The organism is Bacillus fonticola (genome assembly GCF_012955605.1).
GTDB lineage: Bacteria > Bacillota > Bacilli > Bacillales > JC228 > Bacillus_CG > Bacillus_CG fonticola.
Genome location: NZ_CP052135.1, coordinates 627,006 through 653,266, shown reverse-complemented (window position 1 = coordinate 653,266; position 26,261 = coordinate 627,006). Strand labels below are relative to the sequence as shown.

The following is a 26,261-nucleotide window of genomic DNA, read 5'->3' as shown; positions in this document are numbered from 1 at the left end:
CTATTCCAACGTATGTCATAAGTCATGTCGATTCCTGAATAATAAATAAAGAAAAAATAAAGCACCGACACCCGCAGTGAAGACTCCAGCGGGAATATCAAGCGGATAAAAAGCCGTCCTCGCGATCAGGTCAGCAGTAAATACGAGCAATCCGCCTATTAAAGCAGAAGCTAAAAGTAAACTACCAAAAGGACGACCTACTAATTTTCGTGCAATATGTGGTGCTATGAGGCCTACAAATCCAATAGCGCCGGCTACAGAAACAGCTGATCCTGCTAACACCACGCTAATAAAAGAAAGCACAAACCGATGTTTCTGAACGGTAGCCCCTAGACCCGTCGCTATTTCATCGCCTAGCTCTTGTACATTCAAAGCTTTCGCATAAAAAAGAGCGAGCGGAATAAACAACAAATTCACTGCCAATAAGGGATACACATCCTCCCAAGATGCACCGTAAACACTGCCTGTTAACCAAATATAAGCTTGGCCTGCCGAAAAAAAGGGACTCATAACAAGCATCAACGTAGTGGCTGCACTCATCGCCGCAGAAATTCCTATCCCTATCAGGACGAGGCGCATCGGAGTAACCCCATCCCTCCAAGACAAAACGTAGATGAGTAGCGATGCGGTAATAGCCCCTGCAATGGCGGCTAATGGCAATAACTTTATGCTGACTGCGCCACTCAAATAAGTAATAAAACTAACGGCGGCTACAGATGCCCCTCCCGTAATGCCGATAATATCTGGGGAAGCAAGTGGATTCCGAATAATTCCTTGAAGGATTGCACCTGAAACGCCAAGTGCCGCTCCGACAAGTAGGGCAACGATCGCTCGTGGTAATCGTAAATTTTGCACGATAAAGTCATACTCTCCTGAACCCGTTCCAAAGATTGTTCGGATCACTTCTATAGGAGCAATTCGTGTATCTCCTAACCCAGTACCCACCACAAAAAAGAGTAATAAAAAAAGAGTAAGGAAAGAGATCACGAACACTGATCTTTTTTCAATTTGAAAAGAAATTGACTCGTTTTTGTTTCGAAATGACATATATCGTTTCATTTCTTCGTCAACCCCTTACGCGCAATATAGACAAAAAAGGGCACCCCTAGAAAAGCTGTCATTACACCGATGGGGACCTCCTGTGGCATAATGACGAGTCTTGCCAGCACATCGGCTCCCAATAGCAAAATCGCCCCTAAAACCGCTGAAAAAGGGAGCATCCACCTGTAATCATTTCCAACAAGACCACGCGAAACATGAGGAATGATGAGACCGATGAAACCAACAGATCCTACTACCGCCACAGACCCACCTGCAAGTAAAACAATCGCGATCCCCATGGCTAGCTTCACTAAGACGATATTCTGACCCATCCCCGTCGCAACATCATCTCCCAATAGTAATAGATTAATTGCCCGGCCCATAAACATCGAAACCACGATTGACAGTACCATAAATGGCAACACAGGGAGCAACATAGCGAGTGTGCGTCCACTCACAGACCCAGCCAACCAAAATAAAACGTCTTGCATACCCGTTTCATTAAAAACTAAAATGGCTTGCGTAAAAGAAGTGAACATAGCCGTTACAGCGGTACCGGCTAATATAATTTTGAGTGGAGTCAGTCCGTCTCTCCCTAAAGAACCGAGAAAATACACGATAATGGCTGAGAGGAATGCTCCAAGGAAGGCAAACCACATTAAAAAAACTAAGGACGAGATGGAAAGAAAGAGGCTAGCTAGTACGACGAAAAATATAGCTCCTGCATTAATTCCGAAAATACTAGGGGAAGCTAATGGATTCCTTGTTAACGCCTGCATCAGTGCACCCGCAACCGCCAGACTTGCGCCAACAAATGTGGCAATCACAGCCCGTGGTAAACGCTCCGTATAAATAATCATGTGTTCTATTGAATTCGCATCATAGTTTAGCAGGGCAGCTAGTGCCATGTCGAATGTAATAGGCGTTCTCCCGAAAATAATGCTGGCCACAAAGGAACCAACTAATAAAACTAGAAGCAGCAATAAGCCTACTACCTTCATTTTTGTACTCGAAAAAAAATGAAACATATCCTCACTCTCTCATGAAATGATAAAGGGGAGAAAGATAGAAAATGCCATCTCCTCCCCTTCTTGCAGCTTTATCGCTTCTCTATTTTTCCAATTCGAATATCTCGTAAAGGTCGTCTAACATCATGTTGGCCGTTATATAACCGCCTGCACTATTCCATTTCACCTCATCGACCATAATGACTTGATCATTTTGAACAGCGTCTAGTTCCTTCCACAAAGGAGAAGTTGTCCATTCTTCATACGTTTGTTGAATCTGTTCGGTCTCTGTACCTGAGTTGAAATTGAAAATCATGTCGGCATTCATGTCTGGGATACTTTCTTTGGAAGTCAATTTCACTCCCCAAATATCTTCCGTTTGGCCTTCAGGTCGTGTAAAACCTAGCTCCTGCAAGATCTTCCCGGCATACCCCATGTAAAAAATACGCGCATGATCGGCTCTAAAGTTCGTAATTGCTACTTCAATTGGCAATCGATCGCCCATCTTTTCTTTAAAATCATTCACGCGGTTGTCCCAATCTGCTAACAACTGATCGCCTACCTCTTGCTTATTTAAGGATTGCCCTACCAAACGGACTGTGTCTTTCCACTCAAATACTGATTCTTCCATGACTGTAGGAGCAATTTCTGACAACTGTTCGTATATATCTTCATGACGTAACTTTGAAGCAATAATGAGATCTGGCTTTAGCTTATAAATTTCTTCTAAATTAGGTTGAGTTTCTAAGCCAATAACCTGAACCCCTTCCAGATCATCTCTTAAATAATTATAAATAGGCTTTTCCACCCAGGATTCAACAACCCCTACAGGCTTCACACCGTAGGCAACAGCAGCATCTGTTGCTCCTTGATATAGCGTCACGATTCTTTTAGGAGTTCCCTCAATTTCAGTAGTCCCCATCGCGTGTTCGATCACCCTGACACTTTTATCTTCGGACGTTTGTTTTTCTTCGTTGGTGTTAGACTGCCCTGCGGTTGTTTCTTCAGTTGGTTGAGAAGCTGACTCTCCTTGTTCACTTGCCCCGCAACCAGCAAGCACCAGCATAAATAGAAAAATCATCGCAAACATGAATAATGACTTATTTCCTTTACCCATTCGTATCCCTCTTCCTTTCCCTCTAGTTTTCAATAATCACCATTCTGCAAACTAACTATTGATTCCAGGGTGCTATCCGCCGGTTTCGTGTTCACATCCGCTTCTCCTTTATAGGATGAGGTTGTCTTCGTATACTTTGCAAAATAAGTGATACTGATTCTCATTACTGATTATACGGGAAACGACTTGAATGAACATGGATATTTACGACCACTCTTTGGATGAATCCGACATGAGTAGCTCCTCTATTTTGTACAGCAATAGGTCATGTGATAGTGAGGTATACCATGTATAGAGATGTTAGTGAAGCAATCTTTTCTTAGTTTTTAATTTTGCTCACGTAAGCGGTTGGTGAATTGCCTGTCACAGCTTTAAATTTGCGACTGAAATAAAACTCATCGCTAAAACCGACCTGATGGGCAATAGAACGTAAAGTATCGTGAGACATCATGAGGAGTTGTTTCGCTTGGTTGATGCGAATGTCACTCAAATACTCCATTGGGCTTTTCCCGACTTTTTTCTTGAATGCGCGCGAGTAATAATCAGTACTCATTCCTGCCATTTCTGCAAGCTTCTTACGGGTAATATGTAGTGGATAGTTTTGCTCTATATAATCCAACGTAAGGGTAATCGATTGATTTGCCCCTGACTGTTGTGACGGAACAGACTCTTTGAATAGGAGGAGAATCATTTCTTGAAACAGAATATTCGCCTTCATGCTATCCCACTTGTTTCTACTTTTATGTTTCGTCTCGATCTCATGCATCTTATCGCTCAGATAATGAAAATGTGTGATATGTAACTCATTCGGGCAGTTAAGCTCAGCAGGGGCAAACTGACTTTGGTCCTTAGTCTGAAGAGCGTGAAACTGTATCTGATAATAATCGAGTGGGCATTGTGAATGGGAATAGACATTTACAGAGGTATGCGGAGCAATAATGAACGCCTTATGCCGGTGCAAAGGGTAATTCCGCCCGTCAATGGAAATGGTTCCCTTACCGTCATTCACTAACAGGAGGGTATACAAGAATGTATTTTGATAAGAAAATTGTTCTGAATAAATATGTGTGATGTCTACCAAATTGTACAAATAAACAGCGAGTCTATCATCGAAAGGGGCTTCGGTATGCATTAGATTCTCCTTTCCGGACTTATCGAGAAAGTATTGCCGTGAAACTTTATCGTAGCTATCGACATGGAAGAACATTCGCTCTTCAGGCAGTTTGTAATTAATTTGCATGACAAGGACCTACTGGCGTAAACTTTTCGACTCCTCTTATAACAATGATAATCATTATTAACTAAACTCTATCAAATGCCTCCTTCTATCGTCAATCACCAGCATCACTTTTTTTACAACTAAAAAAAAATACATTGTTTTTAAGCTTTACTATCTTGTGGGGATACCATATACTTCCAGTTTGTGTGGTAAAATAGATGTGGAATTAACAAAGGGGGTTACGATGAAATTAGGAGAGTTAGAGGAAATTTGTCACGCTGCCATTTTTGGGAAGCTGGGCAATGGGAAACTATCATAACGATCCTGATGTTGATCTTGTCCTTTTCGGAGGGATATTACAGAACAACCCGAAAATCTCCTTCGAATCCAATTAAACGAAGAACTGCCGCTTCCCTACTACTTTGACATCGTTCATTATGAAACGTTATCCTCTGTTAGTTGAAAAGAGCATATTGATCAGGTTGCGAAGGAGATTTTTTCAAGGGAAATGTAATGTATTTAGGAATCCTGTTCGTTCATTAGTTGTTGAAGAAGCACCATTTCTTGTGCTAATTTCTTTATTCGAGTAGAAATGTCTTGATCTTCAATTTCATTCTGTTCATTGAAACTGTCAGAATGAACAAATACACTAGTTGGAGGAACAATACCTTTTAAGTAAGATAATATAGGTTTCAACTGATATTCCGATACTAAATAATGTTTATCTGTTCCCCCTGTTGTCACAATGCCTGTTACTTTGTTTTTAAAGGCATCAATTGGCAAATGATCAAAAAGATTTTTAAGTACACCAGAAATAGAAGCTTGATAAATCGGTGTTCCCACCACAAGAAGATCAGCTGACAACACTTTGTTGACAACCGTCCATGTATCGTCATTGTAATAAGATAATGGTGTCCCTCTTACAAATTCGACTTCATAATCTTGCAAATCAACCAACTCTGTTTGAATGTTAGCGTCAAGTGCTCTAGCAGCTACTAACACTTCGTGAACTGCCTTTGAAGTTTTAGACCCAATTAACGCTCCTGATATACCGACAAGTTTCATGTTTTCCTCCTATTTTGAAACCGACTGTGGATGCGGTTGTTTTGTGTCAAGCTTATCTTGAATGTCAAAAGTCGTATTCAGCCTCTTTGTCTTCACGAATTTTCGCAAATGTTTCAGCTAATACAATGGTATCTTCCGCTAACCGCTCAATGCGGAATACCACATCATCATTTGTAATTTCTTTTCGGTGGAAATCTTTTTCCTCAATAAAAACATAAGTTTGGACCATTTGCGCTTTCATATAAGCTAATATCGGCTTTAACTGCTGCTCTGCAACTAGGTAATGCTTGGCTGAGCCTGCTGTTACGAGCATACTCACCACTTTATCACGAAATGCATTGACAGGTAGTAGATCAAAAATATTTTTCAATGTTGCCGGTATGGATGCCTGAAAAATAGGCGTCCCGATCATAATAGCGTCTGCTTCCATAATGGTTTGAGTTACATAGCCGGTGTCCCCTTCATACTCCAAATAATTCCGTCCATCACTAAACTGAACATCGTATTCAGCTAAGTCGATAACGGTCACTTCCACTTCCGGACTTTTTGCCTTAATAGCTTCTACTGTATAATTCAAAGCCGTTCTTGTTTTTGATCCAACTTTTGAACCAGATAACGCGACAACCTTCATGTTGGCGACCTCCTTACTTCTTGGCTGTATATTTTTTGATTGCTGGTAAAATTTCAGTACCAATGATCTCAATATTTTTCATTAATCGCTCAAACGGCATACCACCGAAGTCAATTTGTGCAATATAACGCTGATGACCAAACACTTCATGCTGATACAGAATTTTTTCGATGACTTCCTGTGAGCTACCGACATTCATCACATTATGCGGATCTACCCCTTGGGCAAAAAGCTGCTTTGCAAATCCTTGTCCGTTCGTTTTCTTCATTCCTTCATTAATATGAGGATACAAATCCTTTAGTGCCTGCTGAGAGCTTTCAGCCACATAGAAAAATCCTGCAGTTGCAATAGGAAGCTCCGCTGGGTCATGGCCATTACTTTGTGCAGCCTCTCGGTAAGCGTCAACTGTCCGCTTAAATACAGAAACGGGTCCACCTAAATGAGCCATAAACATTGGAACACCAGCATAACCAGCCTTTATGGCACTAGCAGGTGAACCACCGACTGCACGCCAAATAGGGAGTTTACCGTTTTTCGGACGCGGAAGCACCTTTGCATTTTGTAATGGAGCACGGTATTCTCCGCTCCAATTGACAACTTCTTCTTCATTGATCAGACAAAGTAGCTCAAATTTCTCCTCAAATAACTCTTCATAATCTCGGAGATTGTAGCCTAACAAATCAAACAGTCCTACTCTTGATGCGCGCCCAGCAATGAGCTCTGCACGACCCTTCGATATTAAATCTAACGTCGCAAAGTTCTCATAGACACGAACCGGATCTGATGTGCTAATAATCGTTGAAGAACTTGCAATTTTTATGTTCTCTGTTGCCTGAGCTATCGCTGAGAGGACAACAGCATGCGCTTGTGTGGCGAAATACTCTTGATGACTTTCCCCTACACTAAAAAAGTCAATCCCCGCCTGATCCGCAAGTTTCGCATATTCAATAATTTCATGAATCCGTTCTTCTGCTGAAATTCTTTCTCCTGTTTCAGGATTTGGCAAGTGATCACCTAATGTATAAATGCCAAACTCTAGTCCTTTACGCTGATCAATACCGTATTTCTCCATCTATTTTCATCCTTTACATATAATTTAAGAAAAGATTCTCTCATGACATTGTGCCCGAATTACATGTTCAACTTTCGTGTATTTAGAAACGAAACCGTTCATCATGTTATTATGGATCATAAGATAAAATAATGGAAGTACGCACTTCAAAGTAATATAGTATCCAAAACGATACTAATGAGAGGACATGTATCATGACAATTGAACCGGAACTATGTCGAGTAGAAGACGCTCTAGGGATATTGGTAGGAAAGTGGAAACCAATTATCCTGTTACATTTACTGAAGAAAGGTACACAACGATTTAATGAACTTCAACGAAATATGCCCGGAATCACGCAAAAAATGCTCACGAAGCAGTTACGCGAGTTAGAAGATGAGGACATTATAGAACGAGTTGTCTACGCTCAGGTTCCACCGAAAGTAGAATATTCGATTACTGAGTATGGGAAGAGTTTAGAACCGATATTGGCGGCTATGCATGACTGGGGAACGAGGCATGTGTTGCATAAACAGGAGAGGTTGAGGGGGGAGATGTAGAAAAAAGTTGCGTGGGAAAGTGAATGGAAGGAGTTGTCCGGAAAGTAAATAAAACATGACTTTCTGGTAGCCGCTTTTTTCAAACCTCTATTAAACCGGGTTGTTGATATCCGCTCCAAGTTCATGCTTTCGCGGGCGGTCCCGGAGCCTCCTCAGCACTATAGCTCCTGCGGGGACTTCCTATGACTCGCTTTTCCCGCATGAGTCTCGCACCTTTCGCTCCAATAAACAAATGCCAATACCGGGGAAAATCGAAAAAATACGAAAGCAAGTGGAGAAAAATGGCCCGTTTTTCTCTACTTGCTTCATTTTGGGGACTTGTCAGACATCCCTTCTTTTTACCACTACACTTAGATAATCCCTTGAATTCTTAATACAATTTCAGCAATTAATGCTGATCCTAAATACGTGCCAAGTAAGACGAACATTCCGATTACAAGGGTTCTCCATCCTAGTTTTGCAAAATCTGTCCATGAACGACCTATTGAGATTCCTGCGTAAGCTAAAATGGGTGTTGCGATAGCTAAAAGATTCACCTCGGACGTCCAAGTTACCATTTGCTCTGAACCAGGCATTCCCGGAATCGTCACGATAAACGCAAGGATCCCAATATAGGCTATACTAGGGATTTTTTTATACGGTATAACCCTATGAATAATTAACCCTGCCAAACTAAGTAACGCTAATGTTAGAATCCCCGGAACTGCCTGAAGGGGCATCACATCGTATCCTATCCAATTCCCAATCATGATAATAAAGCCAATGATAAGAAAGAGCATGACCCACTCTTGAATGTTTTTTAGCACGCTCGCTACACCTCCTTTGAATTGTTATCGAACTTTTGATTTTTTCTCACCATGATTTTGTACAGTTTTTCAGCTAGCGGTAATCCAATAAAGATACTAGCATATAACCCAGTTACAGATGTGAGAAGGTTACTAGCACCAGAATAGGCAGTAATCGTTGCGGCCATATCAGGAAACTCTGCAACTAGTGGCCCTAATGAAGCTGCCGTCATACTACCACTCCCAATCCCCGTCGCCATGGCAAAGGAATACGGGTGAAGCGGTGTAATGGTTGCTAAAAAGCCTGATGCCAATCCCATAAAAATAGATCCGAAAACAGTACCAAATATATAGACTGCCATAACGCCGCGACCTTCTGGTGAAGCCAAACCATACTTGTCTGTAATTAATGCTACATTTGGTTCCCTTCCTATGGAATGTGTCATCCCAATACTTTCACGCTTCAACCCAAGAAGGATTGCAAGAGGTAAAGCTAAAAGTATGGTCCCTAGATTCCCTAATTCTTGCAGGAGTAAAGCTGGGCCTGCCTCAATCAATTGGGGTAAAGCTGGGCCTGCCTGTACACCGAATTTTGCAATGAGCAGTGTAACCGATATAAATACAAGCGGCTCGGCATTGATCGATTGTTTTTCTTTTACAAGTGGTGTAAAGAATAGTCCAATTCCGATAATGACTGCATACAGCATAGGTAATAGTAAAATAACTCCTGGACCTAATGGAATTTCATATAATCCGATGAATTCAGTTACCAACACAATCGCAAACACGAGTAAGTGTAGTCGCCAATCCTTCCACATGCCTAGTGCACGTTCACTCATTTGCTCTCCTCCTTATTTTAGGCTGTTGTCGTATTCTTTGTTGTTTTTACTAAACAGTTATCCCATGATGTGACGTAATGCTGTGTTGATTTCCGCTCCAGGCGTTCGCTTTCCGCGGGGCGGGCGGTGAGCCTCCTCATCGCTGCGCTCTTGCGGGATGAAATGCGGAAGCGGTCCGTTTTGCTCCCTCTGAAAAATGTTCTTTGGCTTTAGAGGCGCTTTTTGCCTCAAAAGACGAAGGTTATTTTCAGACGGGAGCAGACCGCTGTAGCTAGACACGTCTCACCTGTCCCGCTGATCCCGCAGAACAAGGAAGAAAGGCTAAAGGCGCCACGTCCTGTGGCAACGCCTTTCTGACCCACGTCCTGTGGGCCTCCGCAGAGAGCGTACTTTGTGAACGAGGAGGCTCAGCGCGGAGCCCGCGGAAAGCGAAGTGTATTTCCGGAGCGGTGTCTTATGTCGCATCATATAGCTAATATGCAATGAAACTTCATTATAAAAAACAACCCTTTAGAAAACAGCCTTTTATATAGTAATCCTATTTCAGCCTTCGTTCATATATTGCAACGCAGCCGTACCGAGAACCTTCGCTGCAATGACTAATGCCCTTTCGTCGATATCAAATTTCGGGTGGTGGTGTGGGTACACTTTGTCCCATTCTGGATTTCTTGCTCCTGTAAAGAAGAAGGTTCCTTTTACGTGTTGTAAATAGTAGGAAAAGTCTTCTCCTCCCATAATTGGCGGTACCTCAGAAACAGCTTCGACACCAGGAACCACCTTTGCTACTTCTGCAACAAACTCAGTTTCTTCTTTATGATTCACCAAGGTAGGGTACCCTCGTGTATACGTATATTCATAGCTGGCACCAGACACCTGGCACGTGCCACTTACAACTCTTTCAATTTCCTTTTCGACAAAATCACGCGATTCTTCTTTAAACGTCCGAACAGTCCCAGTTAATTGGGCAGTATCTGCAATGACATTGTAAGGATTCTTTGCTTCAAAGTTACAAACAGATACAACAACTGAATCTAGCGGGTCTATCTTTCTACTCACAATTTGTTGTAAGTTATTTATGAGCAGTCCGCCTATGACAATACTATCTTTTGTTTGATGCGGGGCTGCACCGTGCCCACCTTCTCCTTGAATGGTAATATCAAATCGATCTGGCGCAGCTTGAAGCGCTCCAGTTCGATACCCGATCTCCCCTAATGGCATTTGTGCTTGTAAATGGGTACCGAATATGACATCTACACCATCCAGACACCCATCCTTAATCATCGAAATAGCTCCACCCGGTGGTAATTCTTCTGCATGCTGATGCAGGAAAACGATCGTGCCCTTGATTTCGGACTTCATACTGTTTAGCACTTTTGCTAGCCCGAGCAATGTTGCCGTATGCCCATCGTGCCCACAAGCATGCATCACACCGTCATTCACTGATTTAAAAGAGACTTCCGTCTGCTCTTGAATTGGTAGCGCATCAAAGTCTGCACGTAAAGCCACTGTAGGACCTGGTTGATCCCCTCTCAAATACGCAAGAACCCCATGTCCCCCTACGTTCGTCCGCACCTCGTGGTCTAGGTTTGCATGATACTCAGCGATATATGCTGCCGTTTTTACCTCTTCAAAAGATAGTTCAGGATGTTGGTGAAGATACCGCCGGATTTCCACAATCTCATCCTGTAGCGTTTCTAAACGACTGTATAATTGTTCCATTCGTGACACCCCTTCTAGAATTATAAAAACATTCAGTATAAACATCTTCGACAGATAACTATATTATTCCTGTTTCCTCTTTTTGCGAGAGAAAAGGCACAATGAGCGGATCTAATCCACCCATTGTGCCTTTCTGTTTTTTCATGCTACCACTAACACGCAAAATTTTTGATTGCCTAGAAGAATGAAGTCGCGATCCCCGGCCTATGAGGTTTTAATCTTTTGACCTTCACTCAGAGTTGCAGCTTCGTTTTTTTGTTTCGATTCGCTAGTAGTCCATAGTGTCTGAACAAATTTCCTCGGAAGAATATGCATTAACAATCGACGAATACACTCTACACCTTTCATCTTTACAGTCTTTTTTTCATTGTTGTTTTTATAATCCTTCACGAGAATTGTGACCGTATCGTTTTGAACCGAAAGAATCCGGTGATTGGATATGGCGATACGATGGGTGTAACGGCCAAGATATTCGATGACAGCCAAAGGACCCGAAAATGTCCTTTTGGTATAGCTATACCAGTTTAGGTTATAACACTGATCAATTAACTCTTGAAATGCTTTCGGGTCTTCAAACTGTTTGGCCTCATTATAAAATTCAAGTCGATTGAATCAATTTCATAATTGCTCTTTTTAAAAATACACAGACCAGCAGAATAGTAGTTACTTAAAAATTTTCTTGATTCGTACCGCTTGACTCGTTCTCTATTAAAAGTATGAGTAAAATATATGTGGAAGCACCGGACCCAAAAATTAATCCCTCTGTAAGGAAATAGAATATTCCTTCCGTTCCGTTTCCTTACAGAGGGGACACCAAGCGGTAGCGCGGAAGGTACGATGAACGTGTTTGCGAAGCGCTTTAAAGGGGGTCGTGCCTGGTGTGAACAAGGCGTGATGAGCATGATGGGGACGTCTTCGTAGCAGGCTTGAATGGATGGTCCATTCAGAACGTAGCTGGAGTTGTACTGGAATGGCTCGAGAAGTCAGAAGGCATTCAAAACCACACGCGACAAGTCAGATCCATCCCGAAGCAAGTAACGGAACTTGTCCGCCAAAAATCCCAGTACTCGGCCAGTCCGCAGCGAAGCCACTGTATGCCGCGCTTAGAGGATTGAGCAGCTTAAAAAATTAGCAAAATACGATAAGATGACCAGTATCAATAATTAAGAAAACGCTTATAAGACGTGGAATTACAGGCTTTTACAATATACTCTGACTTCTTGTAAAAAAGCTCTCCCACTAAATCTTGACTCAATCGCCCCTTGAACGGCATACCTCGGTGAATGCCGAGAGTCTATCAAAAAGAGCCGGAGGGGACGGCTCTCGGGACCTTGATTGGATACCCGACAAACTTAAGATCTTTTCCAATACTTTCTACTGTTACATCCGATAACTCTACGGCGTCTCCCATTTTTTCAATCCCCACTCCTTCTAAAAAGGTCGGTGCTCGATCCCCACCAATTAACTTTGGAGCAATATAGACAACTACTTTATCGATTAATTGATTCTCAAGAAAAGAAGCGTTAATACCACCGCCCCCTTCAATCAATAAAGAAGAGACAAGCTTTCCACCTAAAACTCTCAATACTTCATTTGGATCTACCTGATTCATTCCATTCGTATGAAAAATCTGGATTCCTAGAGATTCTAGTGTTATTTTCTTTTGTTCGTCATAGTTACCACTTGTAAAAATCCATGTCTCAGCCAGTTTATCTGAAATCACTTTTGAGTCTAGAGGTATTTTTAACGTCGAATCCATAATCACCCGAATAGGATTACGTCCATTAGGAATTCGAGCCGTCAATTCCGGATTATCCTTAATCACGGTGTTCACCCCAACTAGTATTGCCATATTTTCGTTTCTAAGCTGATGAACGTCTTCTCTCGCTTCCTCTGATGTAATCCATTTGCTATCTGACGAATGAGTGGCAATTTTTCCATCCAATGTTATCCCCGATTTTAATGTTACAAAAGGCTTTTTTTGAACAATAAACCTATTAAATACTTCATTCATCCGTTGTGATTTTTCCATCCCCACCCCAATAACGACTTCTAACCCAGAGTCTTGAAGTATTTTTACCCCTTTACCGGAGACAATTGGATTTGGATCAAGTGTAGCAACAACGACCTTCTTAATTCCAGCTTCTACAATAGCTACTGCGCAAGGTCCTGTTCTTCCGTGGTGGGAGCATGGTTCCAGCGTTACGTAGATCGTCCCGCCTTTCGCTTGATCACCAGCCATCTGAAGGGCAAAGATTTCTGCATGTGGTTCACCTGCTTTTAAATGTGCCCCAATTCCAACCACACGGTGATCATTTACAATCACAGCACCTACTAATGGATTTGGATCTGTCTGTCCTTTCATTGCTATTGCATTTTTCAGAGCCATATCCATATAAAATTCATCATTAGTCATTCGGATAAGCCCCCTCTTCCTCTATATGACCTGAACGCTTTATTTTTGTTTGAAGATAGTTCTCATTAAACTCTGAAACATCTCCCCATAGTGGCTTTCTTCCTGACACATTCAAGCCGGAGTTTTTCAATGCTTTTAGTTTTTTGGGGTTATTTGTCATGAGCGTAACCGGTTTGGATCTTAGTGCTTTAAGCACTTCAATCGCATCATCGTAGTTTCTTGAATCATCTACAAAACCTAGACTTTCATTTGCATCAACGGTATCATAGCCGTTTTCCTGAAGTACATAGGCCATTGCCTTACTAAACAACCCAATCCCTCTTCCTTCATGGTTAGCTAAATAAAATAACGCACCCGTTCCATGGTCCGCAATAATTTTCATTGATTGTTTCAATTGGTATCCACAATCACATCGTTTACTGCCAAATATATCCCCTGTATGACAAATGGAGTGCATTCTAATGATGGCGTCATCTCCATTAGAAAAATCACCAAATGCTAAAACGCTTGATTGCTGTAACTCAGCTAAATTAGCAGAAGATAACTTTTGAATAATCCTTTCATAGTCTTCTGTTACTTCTTCACAATTCAACCAACAATACCACTGAAAAACAACCGTCTCCCCGTACAAATTAACAGGAAGTCGAATGGGTCCTACTAAATAAATTGCACCTTTATTCGTTCTAATTAATTGAATTTTATCTTCTAGCACGGATAGAACCTTTGATCCAAACTTTGTTTGTGTCATAACAATTACCACCTTTTCTTCATAGCTTGGTTATTAAAAGCACTTTCTACCCATCGACAGATTAAAATCTTCATGCTGATCAAGAATACAAGAAATTGCTTGTATTTTTCAGCCTTGATTAAATATTGGCAAGCTCTTTGTAGTCTACTTCGACATCTCACTTTTACTTCAAAAAGAAAGAACTACCCCTGAAATGAAAGTAATCGTAATAATCATCCCTTATTACTTGTCTAATTTATCCATCAGCCATTCCTTAAAATCTTGTTGATTTTGTAATGAAACAGTGTGATATTCTGGATAAGCTTCAAAGGTTACTTGTGCACCTAGTCCTTGAAAAAACTCATTGCTTTCTAATCCCCATCCATATGGTAGGATGTTATCAAGTTCTCCGTGAGAAATAAATAAAGAAAGCTGATCAACAGGCTTTAGACTGTATTCCCCCTTGACGAATTCAGGAATATATCCACTAATCTGAGATGGTTTGCGAAGTTCATAAATCATTGGTGAATTCAATTGAATCATCCCTTCTGAATAAGTGGCTACCTACATTCCTATAATTCATATAGAGATAAAAAATCCCTATTACGAAACAAACAGACAATGATTTTCTGTTTCCTAATATGAATATTTATTATCTATACAGTAACAACGGAAGTGTAGATTGTCAATAATCTGTTTGCTAATATGTAATTAAGTTTCAAATAAAACAACAGAGGTGGCTACATTGGATATTGGTACAAAAATTCGTACAATAAGAAACCGAAAAAAAATTACCATTGCTCAAATGTGCGAAAAGACAGGTCTTTCTAAAGGATTCATAAGCAACGTCGAAAACAATAACACTTCACCATCTATAAACACACTCAATACAATTGCAGGGTTTCTAGGAGTCCCGTTACCTTACCTACTATTAGAAAAGAATCAACACATGCATGTCGTTCGAAAAGATACAAGAAATACATCTTCTTTTAAAGACTTAAAGATTGAGCATTTAACCTCAAAGGGCGGCCTAAGAATGATGATAGTCGAATTTCCTGTGAGAGCCTCTATCGGAGATCCGCACTCACACGAAGGAGAAGAGTGCCATTTTGTGTTGGAGGGGAAAATTTTAGCAGAACAAGGAGAGGACTCTGTTATTGTAGAAGAAGGTGATTCCTTCAGCTGGAATGCAAGTGTTCCACATAGCGTTAAAAATATTGGTGACGGAAGAGCAGTGGTTTTAATTTCAATTTATTCGGATTCTGAATTGAATGATGTATTATTTTAACAGAAAGGGATGGTGAGGCATTCATTGAAGAGTAATCGAGAAATAACTCATCCGTTAAGCCAAGATGGATTATTTCTCGTTTACAAATGAAAACCGCTCCTCAACGTATCGTTTCTCGACCAACTTATAATCTGATATAATCACCATTATGTAAATTCCGGAACGTCTCCCGTGGAACTTTTGGTGCAGAACCACTTAAAGTCCAGTCAAATTCGTTTTTCCAAATACCTGTTATGATAAATACAAATGTAAAGCCGAGCAAAGTACCGATTAGTATATTTAACCTCATAGTATTCCCCTTCCGACTGTACCAATGAACCTTTAAAGGAAAACAAGTATACCACAAAACAAAACTAATCATTTACAGTAGATATTTCATGAAGTATTATTATGTTATACGATATATCGCCATACATAATACTGCGATGCATAATATTTTAAAGAACCAAAGAAGGGATGTAAACAATGGCATATAACGGAGGACCGATGACCGAAGCAATGTATTATGTACTACTAGCGTTAATGCGTCCTAACCATGGGTATCAGCTTATGCATGCAATTACAGAAGTATCAAATGGCAGATTAAAAATGGGACCTGGGACACTTTACGGAGTACTCTCACGCATGCAAAAAGACGGTCTTATATCTCTAGCAGAAGATGATGGCAGAAGGAAGACCTATCAAATAACACCAGAAGGGGAACAAGCTCTGCGTATAGAGTATGGTCGATTGAAAGCCTTGATAAAAGATAGTAGCATTTTAGAGGAAGGTGATGAGGATGAATAAAACAGTCCATAAACTTCGGCCCAGTGATTATTGGCGAATTGGTGAGCATGAAAGCTGGTTTTCAGACATGGCGGCTAAAGGGTTGCATCTAAAAAAGATGGGGATACATTTCGCAAAATTCGTTAAAGGTGAACAGAAGAAAATGAGATATAGAATAGATGTATCCATAAAGAAGAAGATTACACCAGAACAAATACAGATGTATGCCGAAAGTGGTTGGGATTATGTAACAAGCTATAATTCTTTTCATGTCTTTTCATCACCGGAAGAACGCAATGCACCAGAGCTTCATACAGATCCGGCTGAGCAGTCTTATACATTAAAGGAACTGGACAAGAAATTAGCTTCGAATGCTGTTATAGTAGTTGTCTCAGCGATTTTAATTATCGGAATGAATTCTGCTATTTGGTTTCTTGATGGGACACCGACCTTAGTTATGGTGGAAGGTGGTGTTGTTCAACAATTAATTTTAGCGATCTTCTTCGGATACACGACCTATAATTCGCTCCAAGCATCCATTTCCATTCGTGCTTTGCGAAGAAAACTTATCGAAGGCAAACCGATTAATCATCATGCTCCGTGGAAGAAGCACTACCGATTACATTCTACCGTCGCTTTTCTCTTTACAGTAGTAGTTGGATTGAGCGCTATCATTCCATTCGTTCAGCTTGTAAAGATGGATACGAAAACATTACCCGAAGCAAGTCTTGACTTACCGATTGTCAGGTTAGCTGATGTAGAAGATAATCCAGCAATGGTTCGAGAGGAACCTTCCTATGTGAGTGACAATGTGGATTGGGGCAACCGGTATTCGTATGATTGGAGTCTATCGGCACCCGTGCAATATGAAACAGATGAACAGGGTGTGGTTCCCGGGAAAATGTGGGAGGATGGAAGCGGTGAATATTCACCGGCTATTCATACACAGGTTTATCAGCTAAGTATACCAGCTCTGGCGGATAATCTGATTTCTGATTTAATAGAAAGATATAGATATGAAGATAGTAGAGAAGATTTTGTTGAAACAGAACATCCAGACTTGGATCTTTTGATTGTTCATGAGGAAAAGGAAATGAAAGAAGTATTTGCTTTTAAAGGAAAAGCGGTCATGCACGTTAGGTATTATGGCTATGCGGGTATAAATTCAGTAATAGAAAACTTAGTAGAGAAGATTAATTTAATTCTGGAATAATACTTGAAATTGATTTTGTTATCGGTTCAATGTAAGAAAAGAACTCAACTTTTAACGTGGAGGCTAACTATGAAACGAATGCCCTTTGAACCACCAACAGAGCATTATGATGAACGAAATGAAGACACAGTTGAACAAATACGGTAGCGCGGTCATGGGCTTTGAGAAGCAAAAAGAGTTCTTCTCCTATATGCTTGTAAGCGACAAAACCAAAAGCACAAAGAGAGAACTCTTATGAACAAGCATACTATGGATGGTCTGAAAAGAGATTGAACGCCATATATGGGACGTAGGCATGCTGTTCATGCGCAATCTAGTGACGGAGGTTTTACAGGACGTAGACAAGCAACTAGCAGAGAGCCGGGACAAAAAAAGATTCGCTTTGAAAGATAAGCGAGTATGCCAACAGGAAACGCTATTCGGATTTGTGGAGGTCAAGCGGAATTACTATAAAGTGCTTTTTCTTTGCACAAAGCGATAAAGTTGAATATTCTGTTTATTACTAATAGCATAATTAAATTGATGCAATACTAGTGATAATCACCATAATGTTAATTTTGGAACGTCTCCCGTGGAACTGTTGGTACAGAACCACTTAATAGGGAGGCGTTTTTTCCTTTCTCTAATATAAAATCCTTGTTCATTATATCGGTCAGCAGGCGGTCAGGCATTAGCATCAACTTTTGAATTTTTAGATTGGCTTAAAACAGCATACTTTTTCATTTTTTATGTCTTTTTAAGGTATTTTTGTTTTTAGAACTTCTTTTAATGAGCCATCACGTTAGCGATTTCGTTCTTCTGCTGCTTCGGAAGCAAGAGAACCGTCCCCGTGCTTCCACAAGCTATTTGTCTTTTGCAATCTCTTTTCTATTTGGAGCAAGTGGTGGCTGCTCAAACCATTTATTTTTTGTCATTAAATTGAACCAATTTTTTGTAACTGTTAAGTTCTTTAATATAATTTTTTCATAATTCATTACGAGGTCTGTTCGCATTGCTGATGCAAGTCCTGCTCCATGATAAGCTTGTGCGACTTGTAATAAGAATCCAATGTGATACAGCATTAACTTATCTGAAAAAGGAGAATCCTGAGAAGTTGTGATTTCAGTTTCCCAAGACATTGGAACAGGCAAATTATCTCCGTGTAGTATGTTACCCAAAGTTTGTATTTGCTCATCTGAAGTTTTTTGTGCTGACTTTAAAAATTTTCTTACCTCTTTTGATTGAGTCACTTGACTAAATGCAATAGAAATTGTCTTTTCCATTATTTTCTTCTTCATGTTAAAGGAAAGGGCAATAATTTCTGTTGCTGCTAAGGGGCGTTTGTCCCCAAAAAAGCCATCCAAAAATTGTTGACCTGAAACAAATTCAGGATTTGCTTCAGGATAAAAATAAGGGTCTCTTTGGTAATGTCCTTTTCCTTGTAGTAATTCTATTGTTTTGTGGTACATCTTCTTCCCATCATCATCACAAGAATCATAAAAATGTCGTAAATCCTTCCTCACAGAAGCACTAAGCGATGTAGTATGACCTAATATACCATGCAGTGACATGATGTGTAGGTAGTGTAGACAGAAAATGTCTGAAAACAGTCTTTTTGCCCCTTTGTTAAGGTCTGAATCAGTAAATCCAATCGGAATGGGAAACCCTTCGTTTTCGATGAATGTTGTTATCTGTTTCTTTTGTTTACCAAATGTCTTTATCGCATCTTCAAAAAGCGTTTTTATCTTTTCATCTTCTATGATTGATAACATATATTTGTTCACAGTATCAACGGCTGTTCCGTTTACATATTCCCCCCACAAAGTCCCTATTTCAGCAGACGTGAGTTTTAAATCTTCTTTATCCATAAAATCACCTCATGAATAATGTTCTCCAAATATTATGGATATATTAAGTAAATTATATTATCCCACCAACTTTGATGTTCATTTCTATGACGGAAGAGCAGTGGTTTTAATTTCAATTTATTCGGGAAACACGGGGACGGTTCTTGTGTCTCCCTAGTTTTTAACAATAATGGGAGAATTGAGGGGATGGTACTCGTGCTTCATCTCAAGGGAATTAAGTGAATGGTACCGTCACCACCCGAAATTATCCCCCGAACCATTAGTCCGAGGGAACAAAAACACACTTCAATTTTTAGTCAAAAACCGCTAAACCTATTGCCACCAAGCTATTTTAACTCTATCAACGCCACGCACTCAACATGCCCAGTCTGCGGAAACATATCCACCGGCTGCACATCCCCAACACCATATCCACCATCCGCCAACACCCGCAAATCCCGTGCCAGCGTCGCTGGATTACAGCTCACATACACAACCTTCTTCGGCTTCATCTCCAAAATCGTCTCCAACAACGACGCGTCGCAGCCTTTCCGTGGTGGGTCGACTACCAATACGTCTACCTCTACGCCTTCTTCCACCCAACGCGGAATCACATCTTCAGCCGCTCCCGCTTCAAACTTCACGTTTCGGATCCCGTTCAATTCCGCATTCCGCATTGCATCTTCTATCGCTTGCGGAACGATTTCCACTCCATAGACGTGTTTTGCTTTCTGGGCCAAAAACAACGAGATCGTCCCAATTCCACAGTAAGCATCGATGACAGTTTCGTCTCCTGTGAGGCCTGCGTATTCGAGCGCTTTGCCGTAGAGAACCTCAGTTTGTTCAGGGTTAACCTGGTAAAACGATTGCGCCGAGATGGCGAATTTCACTCCACCGATTGTGTCGTAAATGACGTCTCTTCCCCACAGGACACGGGTTTCGTCGCCGATGACTTTGTTGGTGCGTTTTAGGTTAATGCTTTGAACGATCGATTTCACATTCGGGAACGCCTCGACCACTTCTTCCAGGATCGCCTTCCGATGTGGCAAATCCTTTGTCCGTGTGATCAGTACGAGCATGATCTCGTCCGTATTCGCACCGGTTCTCACCATAATGTGACGGAGGTTACCTTTGTGCGTTTTTTCGTTGTATGCCTCAACCCCGTACTTCTGGCAAATTTCTTTGACGTGCTGGACGAGCTGGTCGTTCGTTTCGCCTTGGATCATGCACGTTTCCATGTCGATGATTTCGTGGGAACGTTTTTGGTAGAAGCCGGCGATGAGGCCGCCTTCCCGCTCTCCGACTGGTACTTGTGCTTTGTTCCGGTACGTCCATGGGTTGTCCATGCCGAGTGTTGGGAGCACATTCACGTCTGGAAAGCCGCCAATCCTTTGCATGACGTCTTGTACGTGCTTTTGTTTGGCGCGGAGTTGTCCTTCGTAACTAAGGTGTTGCAAGGAGCAGCCGCCACATTCTTTATAGATCGGGCACGGTGGTTCGACGCGGTCTGGGCTTGCCTCACTCATCTCCATAATGCGTGCGAATCCGTAGCCTTTTTGGAGCTTCACGACCTTGACTGTCGCCTTTTCACCAGGTAATCCGTATGGTACAAACAAAGGGAAGCCGTCTACTTTTGCGACGCCTTGTCCTTCGTGTGTTAAGTCTTCAAATGTTACTTCTACGATTGTATTTTTGTTCACGGGTGCTGTTTGCTTTGCCATTCTATACGTCATCACTTTCTTTTTTTAGTTGGGACTAGTGTACCACACGTGAGGGAGACGAGCTTATTCGAACAAAAGAAAAGCGAGTCTCTGCCGCATAAGAGATCTCGATCGTTTACATATACGATCAGTAAGGAGAGAACGAATTCATCATAAAGCTTTTTCCCTCTTCCGTAGCTCGCAGCTTGTTCACCTACATGACCTGTACACGCAATGGCATGAGAAGTAGCTGTAAATATCTACATTTTTCATCTTGGTCAGTCCAAATTTCCGTTCACTGAATCACTGACAGGACTTGGAGAGTCTTTGTAATACTTCTTTATTTTCGCCAAACTTGCACATGGCATCACAGTGTTCGCACAAGTCTTCGAAGAAAATATAGCGAAGTTCCATATCTGTTAGTTCCTTAAAAGAAGGTCTTCTCACTTGTGCCAATATTTCTTTTTCACGGCTCTTCGGTGACACTAAGTAACACACTTGGCTTCTTCCAAGCGATAGTGACAAATCATACATTCTCAAAATTCCAGAATAGATGGAGGTCGTACTTTCCACTTCAAATACGGTCTCAATGACAGATGTCCCCTTTTGAAACCAAATGACATCGATCAGTTTCACGGTGTCCACTACATCCTGCGAATATGGAACTGGGGGAAATGAGGATAGCGATTGGTTCCCTAACCTTTCTCCGCTATATTCTTTGCCGTGGTCATTGGTAGCAATCCATACATCATAGCCGAGTGCGTTTCCTAGTTTCGCCAAAAGGTATTGTTGCTCTTGATGGGAGTTTTCTTCCTTCTCATTTTTCTTAGCGGCGAGCAAACGTTTCTTTTGATATTTTTCAATTTTCACATCGTCCATTTTTACATCAATACCTGAAGAACGCGGGGGTAATATTTCGCCTTTTCCTACTTCAAATAAAAGTCCCCCTATCATGCCTAAATCCTTTGATAGTTTCCGATTATAAGCTTTGTTCACTTGTAAAATGATCTCTCTCATATATAAATAGGATTCCCATGACCCGAGCTTCGCCTTTTGATGAAATAGTAAATTAAAGCCTTCTACCATGGCTGTATTGAAAGGAGGAAAGATGGTGGGGTGTAAAAAATAGAGAATGTTTGCCACTGCTGGTCCCAATCCTTTTATTTTGCGATTAACTAGTTTGTCTACCTCATGTAGCAGAGCCGTTTCGGATTGCGCACGCAAACAGGCCTCCAGAAACAAAGCGAAAGCCATCTTATTCTCCTCATTTTCATATATATCTGGAATTCTCAATTTGGGCTTCCAAATAAACGCATGACTCGCCCCTTGGAAGACTTCTTTTTGTTCACAAATAGACTGCAAAACAGACTCCAGCGACGATTCTTTAAAATCATTACCGAACACACCACTTTTTATTTCGTCTACCATCTTCATCACACCTTTTCGAATCGAGCGAAAATATTTCAGGCGCCCTTCATCTGTAAACCAAGTGTTATAGACGGAACTCTTCTCTTCTTTATATGAATCAATCAACTGGGGGAACCAGTGCTGTATACTATTCGTATCGATCATTCGCCCTATCTCCTTCATTGCGTACTTTGCTCTATGTCCATCCAAGCTCGAGCTGTTACTTTTAGTTTACCATATGCTGTCCATACAAGCGCCCTCCATCATTTACGTGCCCATATCCGTACAAAAAGGCGCAGCTTATTGACACAAAAAGCCAGGCAAACCTTCCTAACACGCGCAAAGTCATTACCCGAATCGGCATTGTGCTCGGTCAGCATGAAGGATCCTAAAATTACGTACGAGTAGATCATCTGAAATAAAAAACCTAGAACGGGTGTAGTCCCACTCTAGGTTCATCTCACTTATTTCACTAAATCGGTCGGTCGAACTTTATCCATTTGTACAAAAACATCGAGGTGACGATACAAATTCTCAAACTCCACTGGAACTAGACCGCCGTATTCCCCGTTTGTCCGTGTGATCAGTACGAGCATGATCTCGTCCGTATTCGCACCGGTTCTCACCATAATGTGACGGAGGTTACCTTTGTGCGTTTTTTCGTTGTATGCCTCAACCCCGTACTTCTGGCAAATTTCTTTGACGTGCTGGACGAGCTGGTCGTTCGTTTCGCCTTGGATCATGCACGTTTCCATGTCGATGATTTCGTGGGAACGTTTTTGGTAGAAGCCGGCGATGAGGCCGCCTTCCCGCTCTCCGACTGGTACTTGTGCTTTGTTCCGGTACGTCCATGGGTTGTCCATGCCGAGTGTTGGGAGCACATTCACGTCTGGAAAGCCGCCAATCCTTTGCATGACGTCTTGTACGTGCTTTTGTTTGGCGCGGAGTTGTCCTTCGTAACTAAGGTGTTGCAAGGAGCAGCCGCCACATTCTTTATAGATCGGGCACGGTGGTTCGACGCGGTCTGGGCTTGCCTCACTCATCTCCATAATGCGTGCGAATCCGTAGCCTTTTTGGAGCTTCACGACCTTGACTGTCGCCTTTTCACCAGGTAATCCGTATGGTACAAACAAAGGGAAGCCGTCTACTTTTGCGACGCCTTGTCCTTCGTGTGTTAAGTCTTCAAATGTTACTTCGATTGTTTCGTTTTTTTTTACTGGGGGCGTCTGTTTAGCCACTGTTCATCATCACTTTCTCACTCTAGTCTGTTATTCCCAGTTTACCACACCCACGCCTAAACAAGCCCCACGTCCACACTTTTCCGTTAAGTCCCAGCCCTACACCTTTCCTAACTCCCGTAGTCGTCTCATCCCAAGCAGCGTGAACAACGAAAATCCAAATACGTTCACCATCCCGTGCACAAACACCATCAATGGGATGCTCAAAAACATCAATTCCTCTCCGTCATGCACGTGCCCGTATCCGTACAAGAAGGCAAAGCTCATCGACACAAAGAGCGATCCGAATCCGATGATGAGTAGTCCTTTCGCTCGTGTATCCTCCAATGTCGGCACCCATTTCCATAGGAACAAAAAGGACAAAAGCGCGATCGGGACGACGAGCTCGACGACGGCGAAGAACTCAAACCATGGTAGGGACTCTCCGAACGTAATTCCCAACGCAACAAAAATGGGTCCCACGAGCACGAGACTTCCTAAGAAACTAGCAACTTTGCCAAGCCGTGCACCCGCCGCTCGTAACGCCAATCCAAACACAATCGGCACGACAAACGCCGCGTAGTGAAAGTGAATCGACGTGAGTAGCACGATAATGTCTGGGAATCCCATAATATCCAGACCTGTGCGATGCAAGACGAGCCACATACCGCCAACCACGATGTATACAGGGCCTATATGCAATAAAAGTTCCGGCAACGTGCGCCATGCTTGCCTCTTCCACAAAGTCCATAACCCATACAACGACAAGAGCGCAGTCCAGAAAAACCATGGCAAAGAAAACACCGTCGACCATAAGCCACGGTCTAAAAGAAAGCTAACGAGTGTAGCTACAAACGCGATAGGATGCAGTCTCCACAGCCATGCCACCCACCGATCCGCGTCTGGCGCAAACAGCCTCAATCCCATCGGCACAAACACCCCATAAGCAATCACCAACATCATTTCTACATACTCTATACTTCGAATCGCCCCCATCAAAAAGGACACGACGACAAATAACAAAAATCCAATCCAACCAATCATGAATATCCCCCTCTCCTCTTCACTGTAGCCGAATTTAGGGGTAATATGAAGGAAAACTTCCATTTGTAGGGTGGTCTTTCACATGAAGATTTTATTAAGCGGTGGCACGGGGTTTGTTGGGAAAGCTCTCGCTAAACTGCTTATCGATCGGGGACATGAGGTGATGGTGGTTACGCGTGGCTCGTCAAAACAAGAGAACGGTATTACCTATATTCATTGGCTCGAAGATTCCAAGTCTGAAATCAATTACTTCCGTGGCAAATCAATCGAGGTGCTCATCAACCTTGCCGGTCATCCGATTAATGACGGCAGATGGACAGTGGACAAAAAAGACAAAATTCTCACGAGTCGTTTGCAGGCGACGGAACGGATGCTAGAGATTGCTGCACAGCTAGCCACTCCACCGAAGGCTTTTATTCAAGGTTCTGCGATTGGGGCGTACGGCTATCAGGGGCAGATCTCGCTTACCGAAAATAGTCCTGTCCTCAATAATAGTTTCCCAGCTGCGGTGTGCGAACAGTGGGAAGCATTATTTGAGCACGCAAACCTTCCTGACACGCGCAAAGTCATTGCTCGCATCGGGATCGTGCTCGGCCGAAATGAAGGCGCACTTCCCTCATTGATCAAACCTTTTCAAATCGGCGTTGGCGGACGTATTGCTTCGGGTCAGCAGTGGCTTTCCTGGATCCACGAGCAAGATGCTGCTGAACTTCTTGCTTGGTGCGCGACTTCTGATATAGAAGGCATTGTGAACATTACGGCGCCGAACCCTGTACAGTTTGACACGTTCTCGAAAGTAGCTAGTTCCACGTTACGTCGCCCAAACTGGAATCGAGTACCTGCTTCTTTGTTACGCGTGCTATTCGGAGAAATGGCGGAGTTTTTAATTGAAGGACAGCGCGTGGCGCCACAAGTTGCAATCGATCACGATGTGCCCTTTGTTTTCCATCATTTGGAAGAGGCTTTGCATAAGTTACTGCGCACATAACGGGTTTGGATGGAATTAACTAGTGATTGTGGATTTGTTATGATTTGACTGCACTTAAAAGCGCCTTGATCGTGCCCATGTGAAGCATCCTTTACGTACAAACCTCTGTTGGTAAAATAGGCTGCTTTCTTGCATGGCGATCCCCCCATTTTTATACACTTCTTCATTAGTTTACTAGAGTTCTAGTTATTCATGCGAGTATTCCATTTTAATTTACATAAAGCTGGCGAACTGGCAATACATTTGTTACGTTGATAATGAGGGAAGTTCGGAGATGTCGAAACGATGGGACGTTGTCAATGCGATGATTTTGAATAAAGAACAGCAGCTATGGTTGGTCAGAGGACAGACAGAATTGTGGAGTTTGCCTGGTGGAAAGAGATCTGAAGACGAAACGTTGGAGGACGCAGCGATTCGCCACATTCGCGAGCAAACTTCTCTGAGTACAAAGGTTGCAGGTCTTCTACACGTAGACGAGCGGTTATATAACGAGGATCACGTTACTTTTTTACCTCTCTTGCGCAGATATATGGACTGGGGGTTGCTGTCAGAAGCAGTCTCTTTTTTTCTTGACAAATCGAATGTATGTTCCGTATATTAAAGATAACGAACATACATTCGCACAGAAAGGACGAG

Annotated in this window: 25 protein-coding genes and 2 pseudogenes; 7 read left to right on the top strand and 20 right to left on the bottom strand. The window is 42.1% G+C overall.

The features are described 5' to 3' along the window. Positions 1-15 precede the first annotated feature (15 nt). The 7 genes from HHK01_RS03175 to HHK01_RS03145 form a co-directional block, all read right to left on the bottom strand. The gene (locus HHK01_RS03175) at positions 16-1,059 is read right to left on the bottom strand and encodes a FecCD family ABC transporter permease (protein WP_170006391.1); all 1,044 of its coding nucleotides are present in this window, start codon (positions 1,057-1,059) and stop codon (positions 16-18) included. Next, entirely contained in the window at positions 1,056-2,069 is a 1,014-nt protein-coding gene (locus HHK01_RS03170; RefSeq protein WP_170006390.1) for a FecCD family ABC transporter permease, read from the bottom strand. The genes HHK01_RS03175 and HHK01_RS03170 overlap by 4 nt, the downstream gene beginning before the upstream one ends. A gap of 82 nt (positions 2,070-2,151) precedes the next feature. Continuing rightward, complete coding sequence (locus tag HHK01_RS03165) at positions 2,152-3,165, bottom strand: ABC transporter substrate-binding protein (RefSeq protein WP_170006389.1); 1,014 nt, start codon at positions 3,163-3,165, stop codon at positions 2,152-2,154. Positions 3,166-3,484: 319 nt separating this feature from the next. Next, positions 3,485-4,405: a helix-turn-helix transcriptional regulator gene (locus HHK01_RS03160; protein WP_170006388.1), complete on the bottom strand. Its 921-nt coding sequence runs from the start codon at positions 4,403-4,405 to the stop codon at positions 3,485-3,487. 498 nt (positions 4,406-4,903) lie between these two features. After that, positions 4,904-5,449 (bottom strand): NADPH-dependent FMN reductase, encoded by a 546-nt coding sequence (locus HHK01_RS03155; RefSeq protein WP_170006387.1) that lies wholly within the window; start codon positions 5,447-5,449, stop codon positions 4,904-4,906. 64 nt (positions 5,450-5,513) lie between these two features. Next, positions 5,514-6,080 carry an NADPH-dependent FMN reductase gene (locus tag HHK01_RS03150; protein ID WP_170006386.1) on the bottom strand — a complete coding sequence of 189 codons (567 nt, stop codon included), beginning with the start codon at positions 6,078-6,080 and terminating at the stop codon, positions 5,514-5,516. A gap of 13 nt (positions 6,081-6,093) precedes the next feature. After that, positions 6,094-7,152, bottom strand: a complete 1,059-nt coding sequence (locus tag HHK01_RS03145; protein WP_170006385.1) for an LLM class flavin-dependent oxidoreductase — start codon at positions 7,150-7,152, stop codon at positions 6,094-6,096. A 194-nt stretch (positions 7,153-7,346) separates the two neighbouring features. Between HHK01_RS03145 and HHK01_RS03140 the strand changes: the two genes are divergently transcribed. Continuing rightward, positions 7,347-7,691, top strand: coding sequence for a winged helix-turn-helix transcriptional regulator (locus HHK01_RS03140; RefSeq protein WP_170006384.1), 345 nt, complete (start codon positions 7,347-7,349; stop codon positions 7,689-7,691). A gap of 350 nt (positions 7,692-8,041) precedes the next feature. On the opposite strand, the gene HHK01_RS03135 is transcribed toward HHK01_RS03140, so the two are convergent. From HHK01_RS03135 to HHK01_RS03105, 7 genes and pseudogenes are all read right to left on the bottom strand, one after another. Continuing rightward, positions 8,042-8,497 (bottom strand): hypothetical protein, encoded by a 456-nt coding sequence (locus tag HHK01_RS03135; protein ID WP_170006383.1) that lies wholly within the window; start codon positions 8,495-8,497, stop codon positions 8,042-8,044. A 5-nt stretch (positions 8,498-8,502) separates the two neighbouring features. Then, a complete protein-coding gene (locus HHK01_RS03130) occupies positions 8,503-9,315 on the bottom strand; it encodes a DUF3100 domain-containing protein (protein WP_170006382.1) in 813 nt (270 codons plus the stop codon). 543 nt (positions 9,316-9,858) lie between these two features. Beyond that, entirely contained in the window at positions 9,859-11,034 is a 1,176-nt protein-coding gene (locus HHK01_RS03125) for a M20 family metallopeptidase (RefSeq protein WP_170006381.1), read from the bottom strand. Positions 11,035-11,270: 236 nt separating this feature from the next. Continuing rightward, positions 11,271-11,643: pseudogene (locus HHK01_RS03120) on the bottom strand (transposase); the annotation flags it as partial. A 688-nt stretch (positions 11,644-12,331) separates the two neighbouring features. Beyond that, entirely contained in the window at positions 12,332-13,450 is a 1,119-nt protein-coding gene (gene ribD / locus HHK01_RS03115) for a bifunctional diaminohydroxyphosphoribosylaminopyrimidine deaminase/5-amino-6-(5-phosphoribosylamino)uracil reductase RibD (protein WP_170006380.1), read from the bottom strand. Next, positions 13,443-14,198 carry a GTP cyclohydrolase II gene (locus HHK01_RS03110; RefSeq protein ID WP_170006379.1) on the bottom strand — a complete coding sequence of 252 codons (756 nt, stop codon included), beginning with the start codon at positions 14,196-14,198 and terminating at the stop codon, positions 13,443-13,445. The genes ribD and HHK01_RS03110 overlap by 8 nt, the downstream gene beginning before the upstream one ends. A gap of 222 nt (positions 14,199-14,420) precedes the next feature. Then, positions 14,421-14,711: an alpha/beta hydrolase gene (locus tag HHK01_RS03105; protein WP_170006378.1), complete on the bottom strand. Its 291-nt coding sequence runs from the start codon at positions 14,709-14,711 to the stop codon at positions 14,421-14,423. Between the two features lie 211 nt (positions 14,712-14,922). Here HHK01_RS03105 and HHK01_RS03100 point away from each other — a divergent pair, with 211 nt between their 5' ends. Continuing rightward, positions 14,923-15,465, top strand: a complete 543-nt coding sequence (locus tag HHK01_RS03100) for a helix-turn-helix domain-containing protein (RefSeq protein WP_170006377.1) — start codon at positions 14,923-14,925, stop codon at positions 15,463-15,465. Between the two features lie 124 nt (positions 15,466-15,589). Here HHK01_RS03100 and HHK01_RS03095 read toward each other — a convergent pair whose 3' ends face one another. Continuing rightward, positions 15,590-15,754 carry a hypothetical protein gene (locus tag HHK01_RS03095; protein WP_170006376.1) on the bottom strand — a complete coding sequence of 55 codons (165 nt, stop codon included), beginning with the start codon at positions 15,752-15,754 and terminating at the stop codon, positions 15,590-15,592. Positions 15,755-15,930: 176 nt separating this feature from the next. Between HHK01_RS03095 and HHK01_RS03090 the strand changes: the two genes are divergently transcribed. From HHK01_RS03090 to HHK01_RS03080, 3 genes are all read left to right on the top strand, one after another. Further along, positions 15,931-16,251: a PadR family transcriptional regulator gene (locus tag HHK01_RS03090; RefSeq protein WP_170006375.1), complete on the top strand. Its 321-nt coding sequence runs from the start codon at positions 15,931-15,933 to the stop codon at positions 16,249-16,251. Further along, positions 16,244-17,443 carry a DUF2812 domain-containing protein gene (locus HHK01_RS03085; protein ID WP_170006374.1) on the top strand — a complete coding sequence of 400 codons (1,200 nt, stop codon included), beginning with the start codon at positions 16,244-16,246 and terminating at the stop codon, positions 17,441-17,443. The genes HHK01_RS03090 and HHK01_RS03085 overlap by 8 nt, the downstream gene beginning before the upstream one ends. A gap of 268 nt (positions 17,444-17,711) precedes the next feature. Continuing rightward, positions 17,712-17,924 carry a UPF0236 family transposase-like protein gene (locus tag HHK01_RS03080; protein WP_228027711.1) on the top strand — a complete coding sequence of 71 codons (213 nt, stop codon included), beginning with the start codon at positions 17,712-17,714 and terminating at the stop codon, positions 17,922-17,924. A 361-nt stretch (positions 17,925-18,285) separates the two neighbouring features. Here the strand turns inward: HHK01_RS03080 and HHK01_RS03075 are convergent, their stop codons facing one another. From HHK01_RS03075 to HHK01_RS03055, 5 genes and pseudogenes are all read right to left on the bottom strand, one after another. Then, entirely contained in the window at positions 18,286-19,290 is a 1,005-nt protein-coding gene (locus tag HHK01_RS03075) for a DUF3231 family protein (protein ID WP_170006372.1), read from the bottom strand. A 326-nt stretch (positions 19,291-19,616) separates the two neighbouring features. Further along, the gene (gene rlmD, locus HHK01_RS03070; protein ID WP_170006371.1) at positions 19,617-20,990 is read right to left on the bottom strand and encodes a 23S rRNA (uracil(1939)-C(5))-methyltransferase RlmD; all 1,374 of its coding nucleotides are present in this window, start codon (positions 20,988-20,990) and stop codon (positions 19,617-19,619) included. Between the two features lie 282 nt (positions 20,991-21,272). Continuing rightward, a complete protein-coding gene (locus HHK01_RS03065; protein ID WP_170006370.1) occupies positions 21,273-22,541 on the bottom strand; it encodes a hypothetical protein in 1,269 nt (422 codons plus the stop codon). 404 nt (positions 22,542-22,945) lie between these two features. Continuing rightward, positions 22,946-23,614 (bottom strand): annotated as a pseudogene (gene rlmD, locus HHK01_RS03060) (23S rRNA (uracil(1939)-C(5))-methyltransferase RlmD); the annotation flags it as partial. A gap of 99 nt (positions 23,615-23,713) precedes the next feature. Continuing rightward, a complete protein-coding gene (locus HHK01_RS03055; RefSeq protein ID WP_170006368.1) occupies positions 23,714-24,637 on the bottom strand; it encodes a YndJ family protein in 924 nt (307 codons plus the stop codon). 82 nt (positions 24,638-24,719) lie between these two features. On the opposite strand from HHK01_RS03055, the gene HHK01_RS03050 reads away from it, so the two are divergent. Together HHK01_RS03050 and HHK01_RS03045 are read left to right on the top strand one after the other, a co-directional pair. After that, on the top strand, positions 24,720-25,625 hold the full coding sequence (locus HHK01_RS03050; RefSeq protein WP_170006367.1) for a TIGR01777 family oxidoreductase: 906 nt from the start codon (positions 24,720-24,722) through the stop codon (positions 25,623-25,625). 274 nt (positions 25,626-25,899) lie between these two features. Continuing rightward, positions 25,900-26,226, top strand: coding sequence for an NUDIX hydrolase (locus tag HHK01_RS03045; RefSeq protein ID WP_170006366.1), 327 nt, complete (start codon positions 25,900-25,902; stop codon positions 26,224-26,226). Positions 26,227-26,261: the final 35 nt, after the last annotated feature.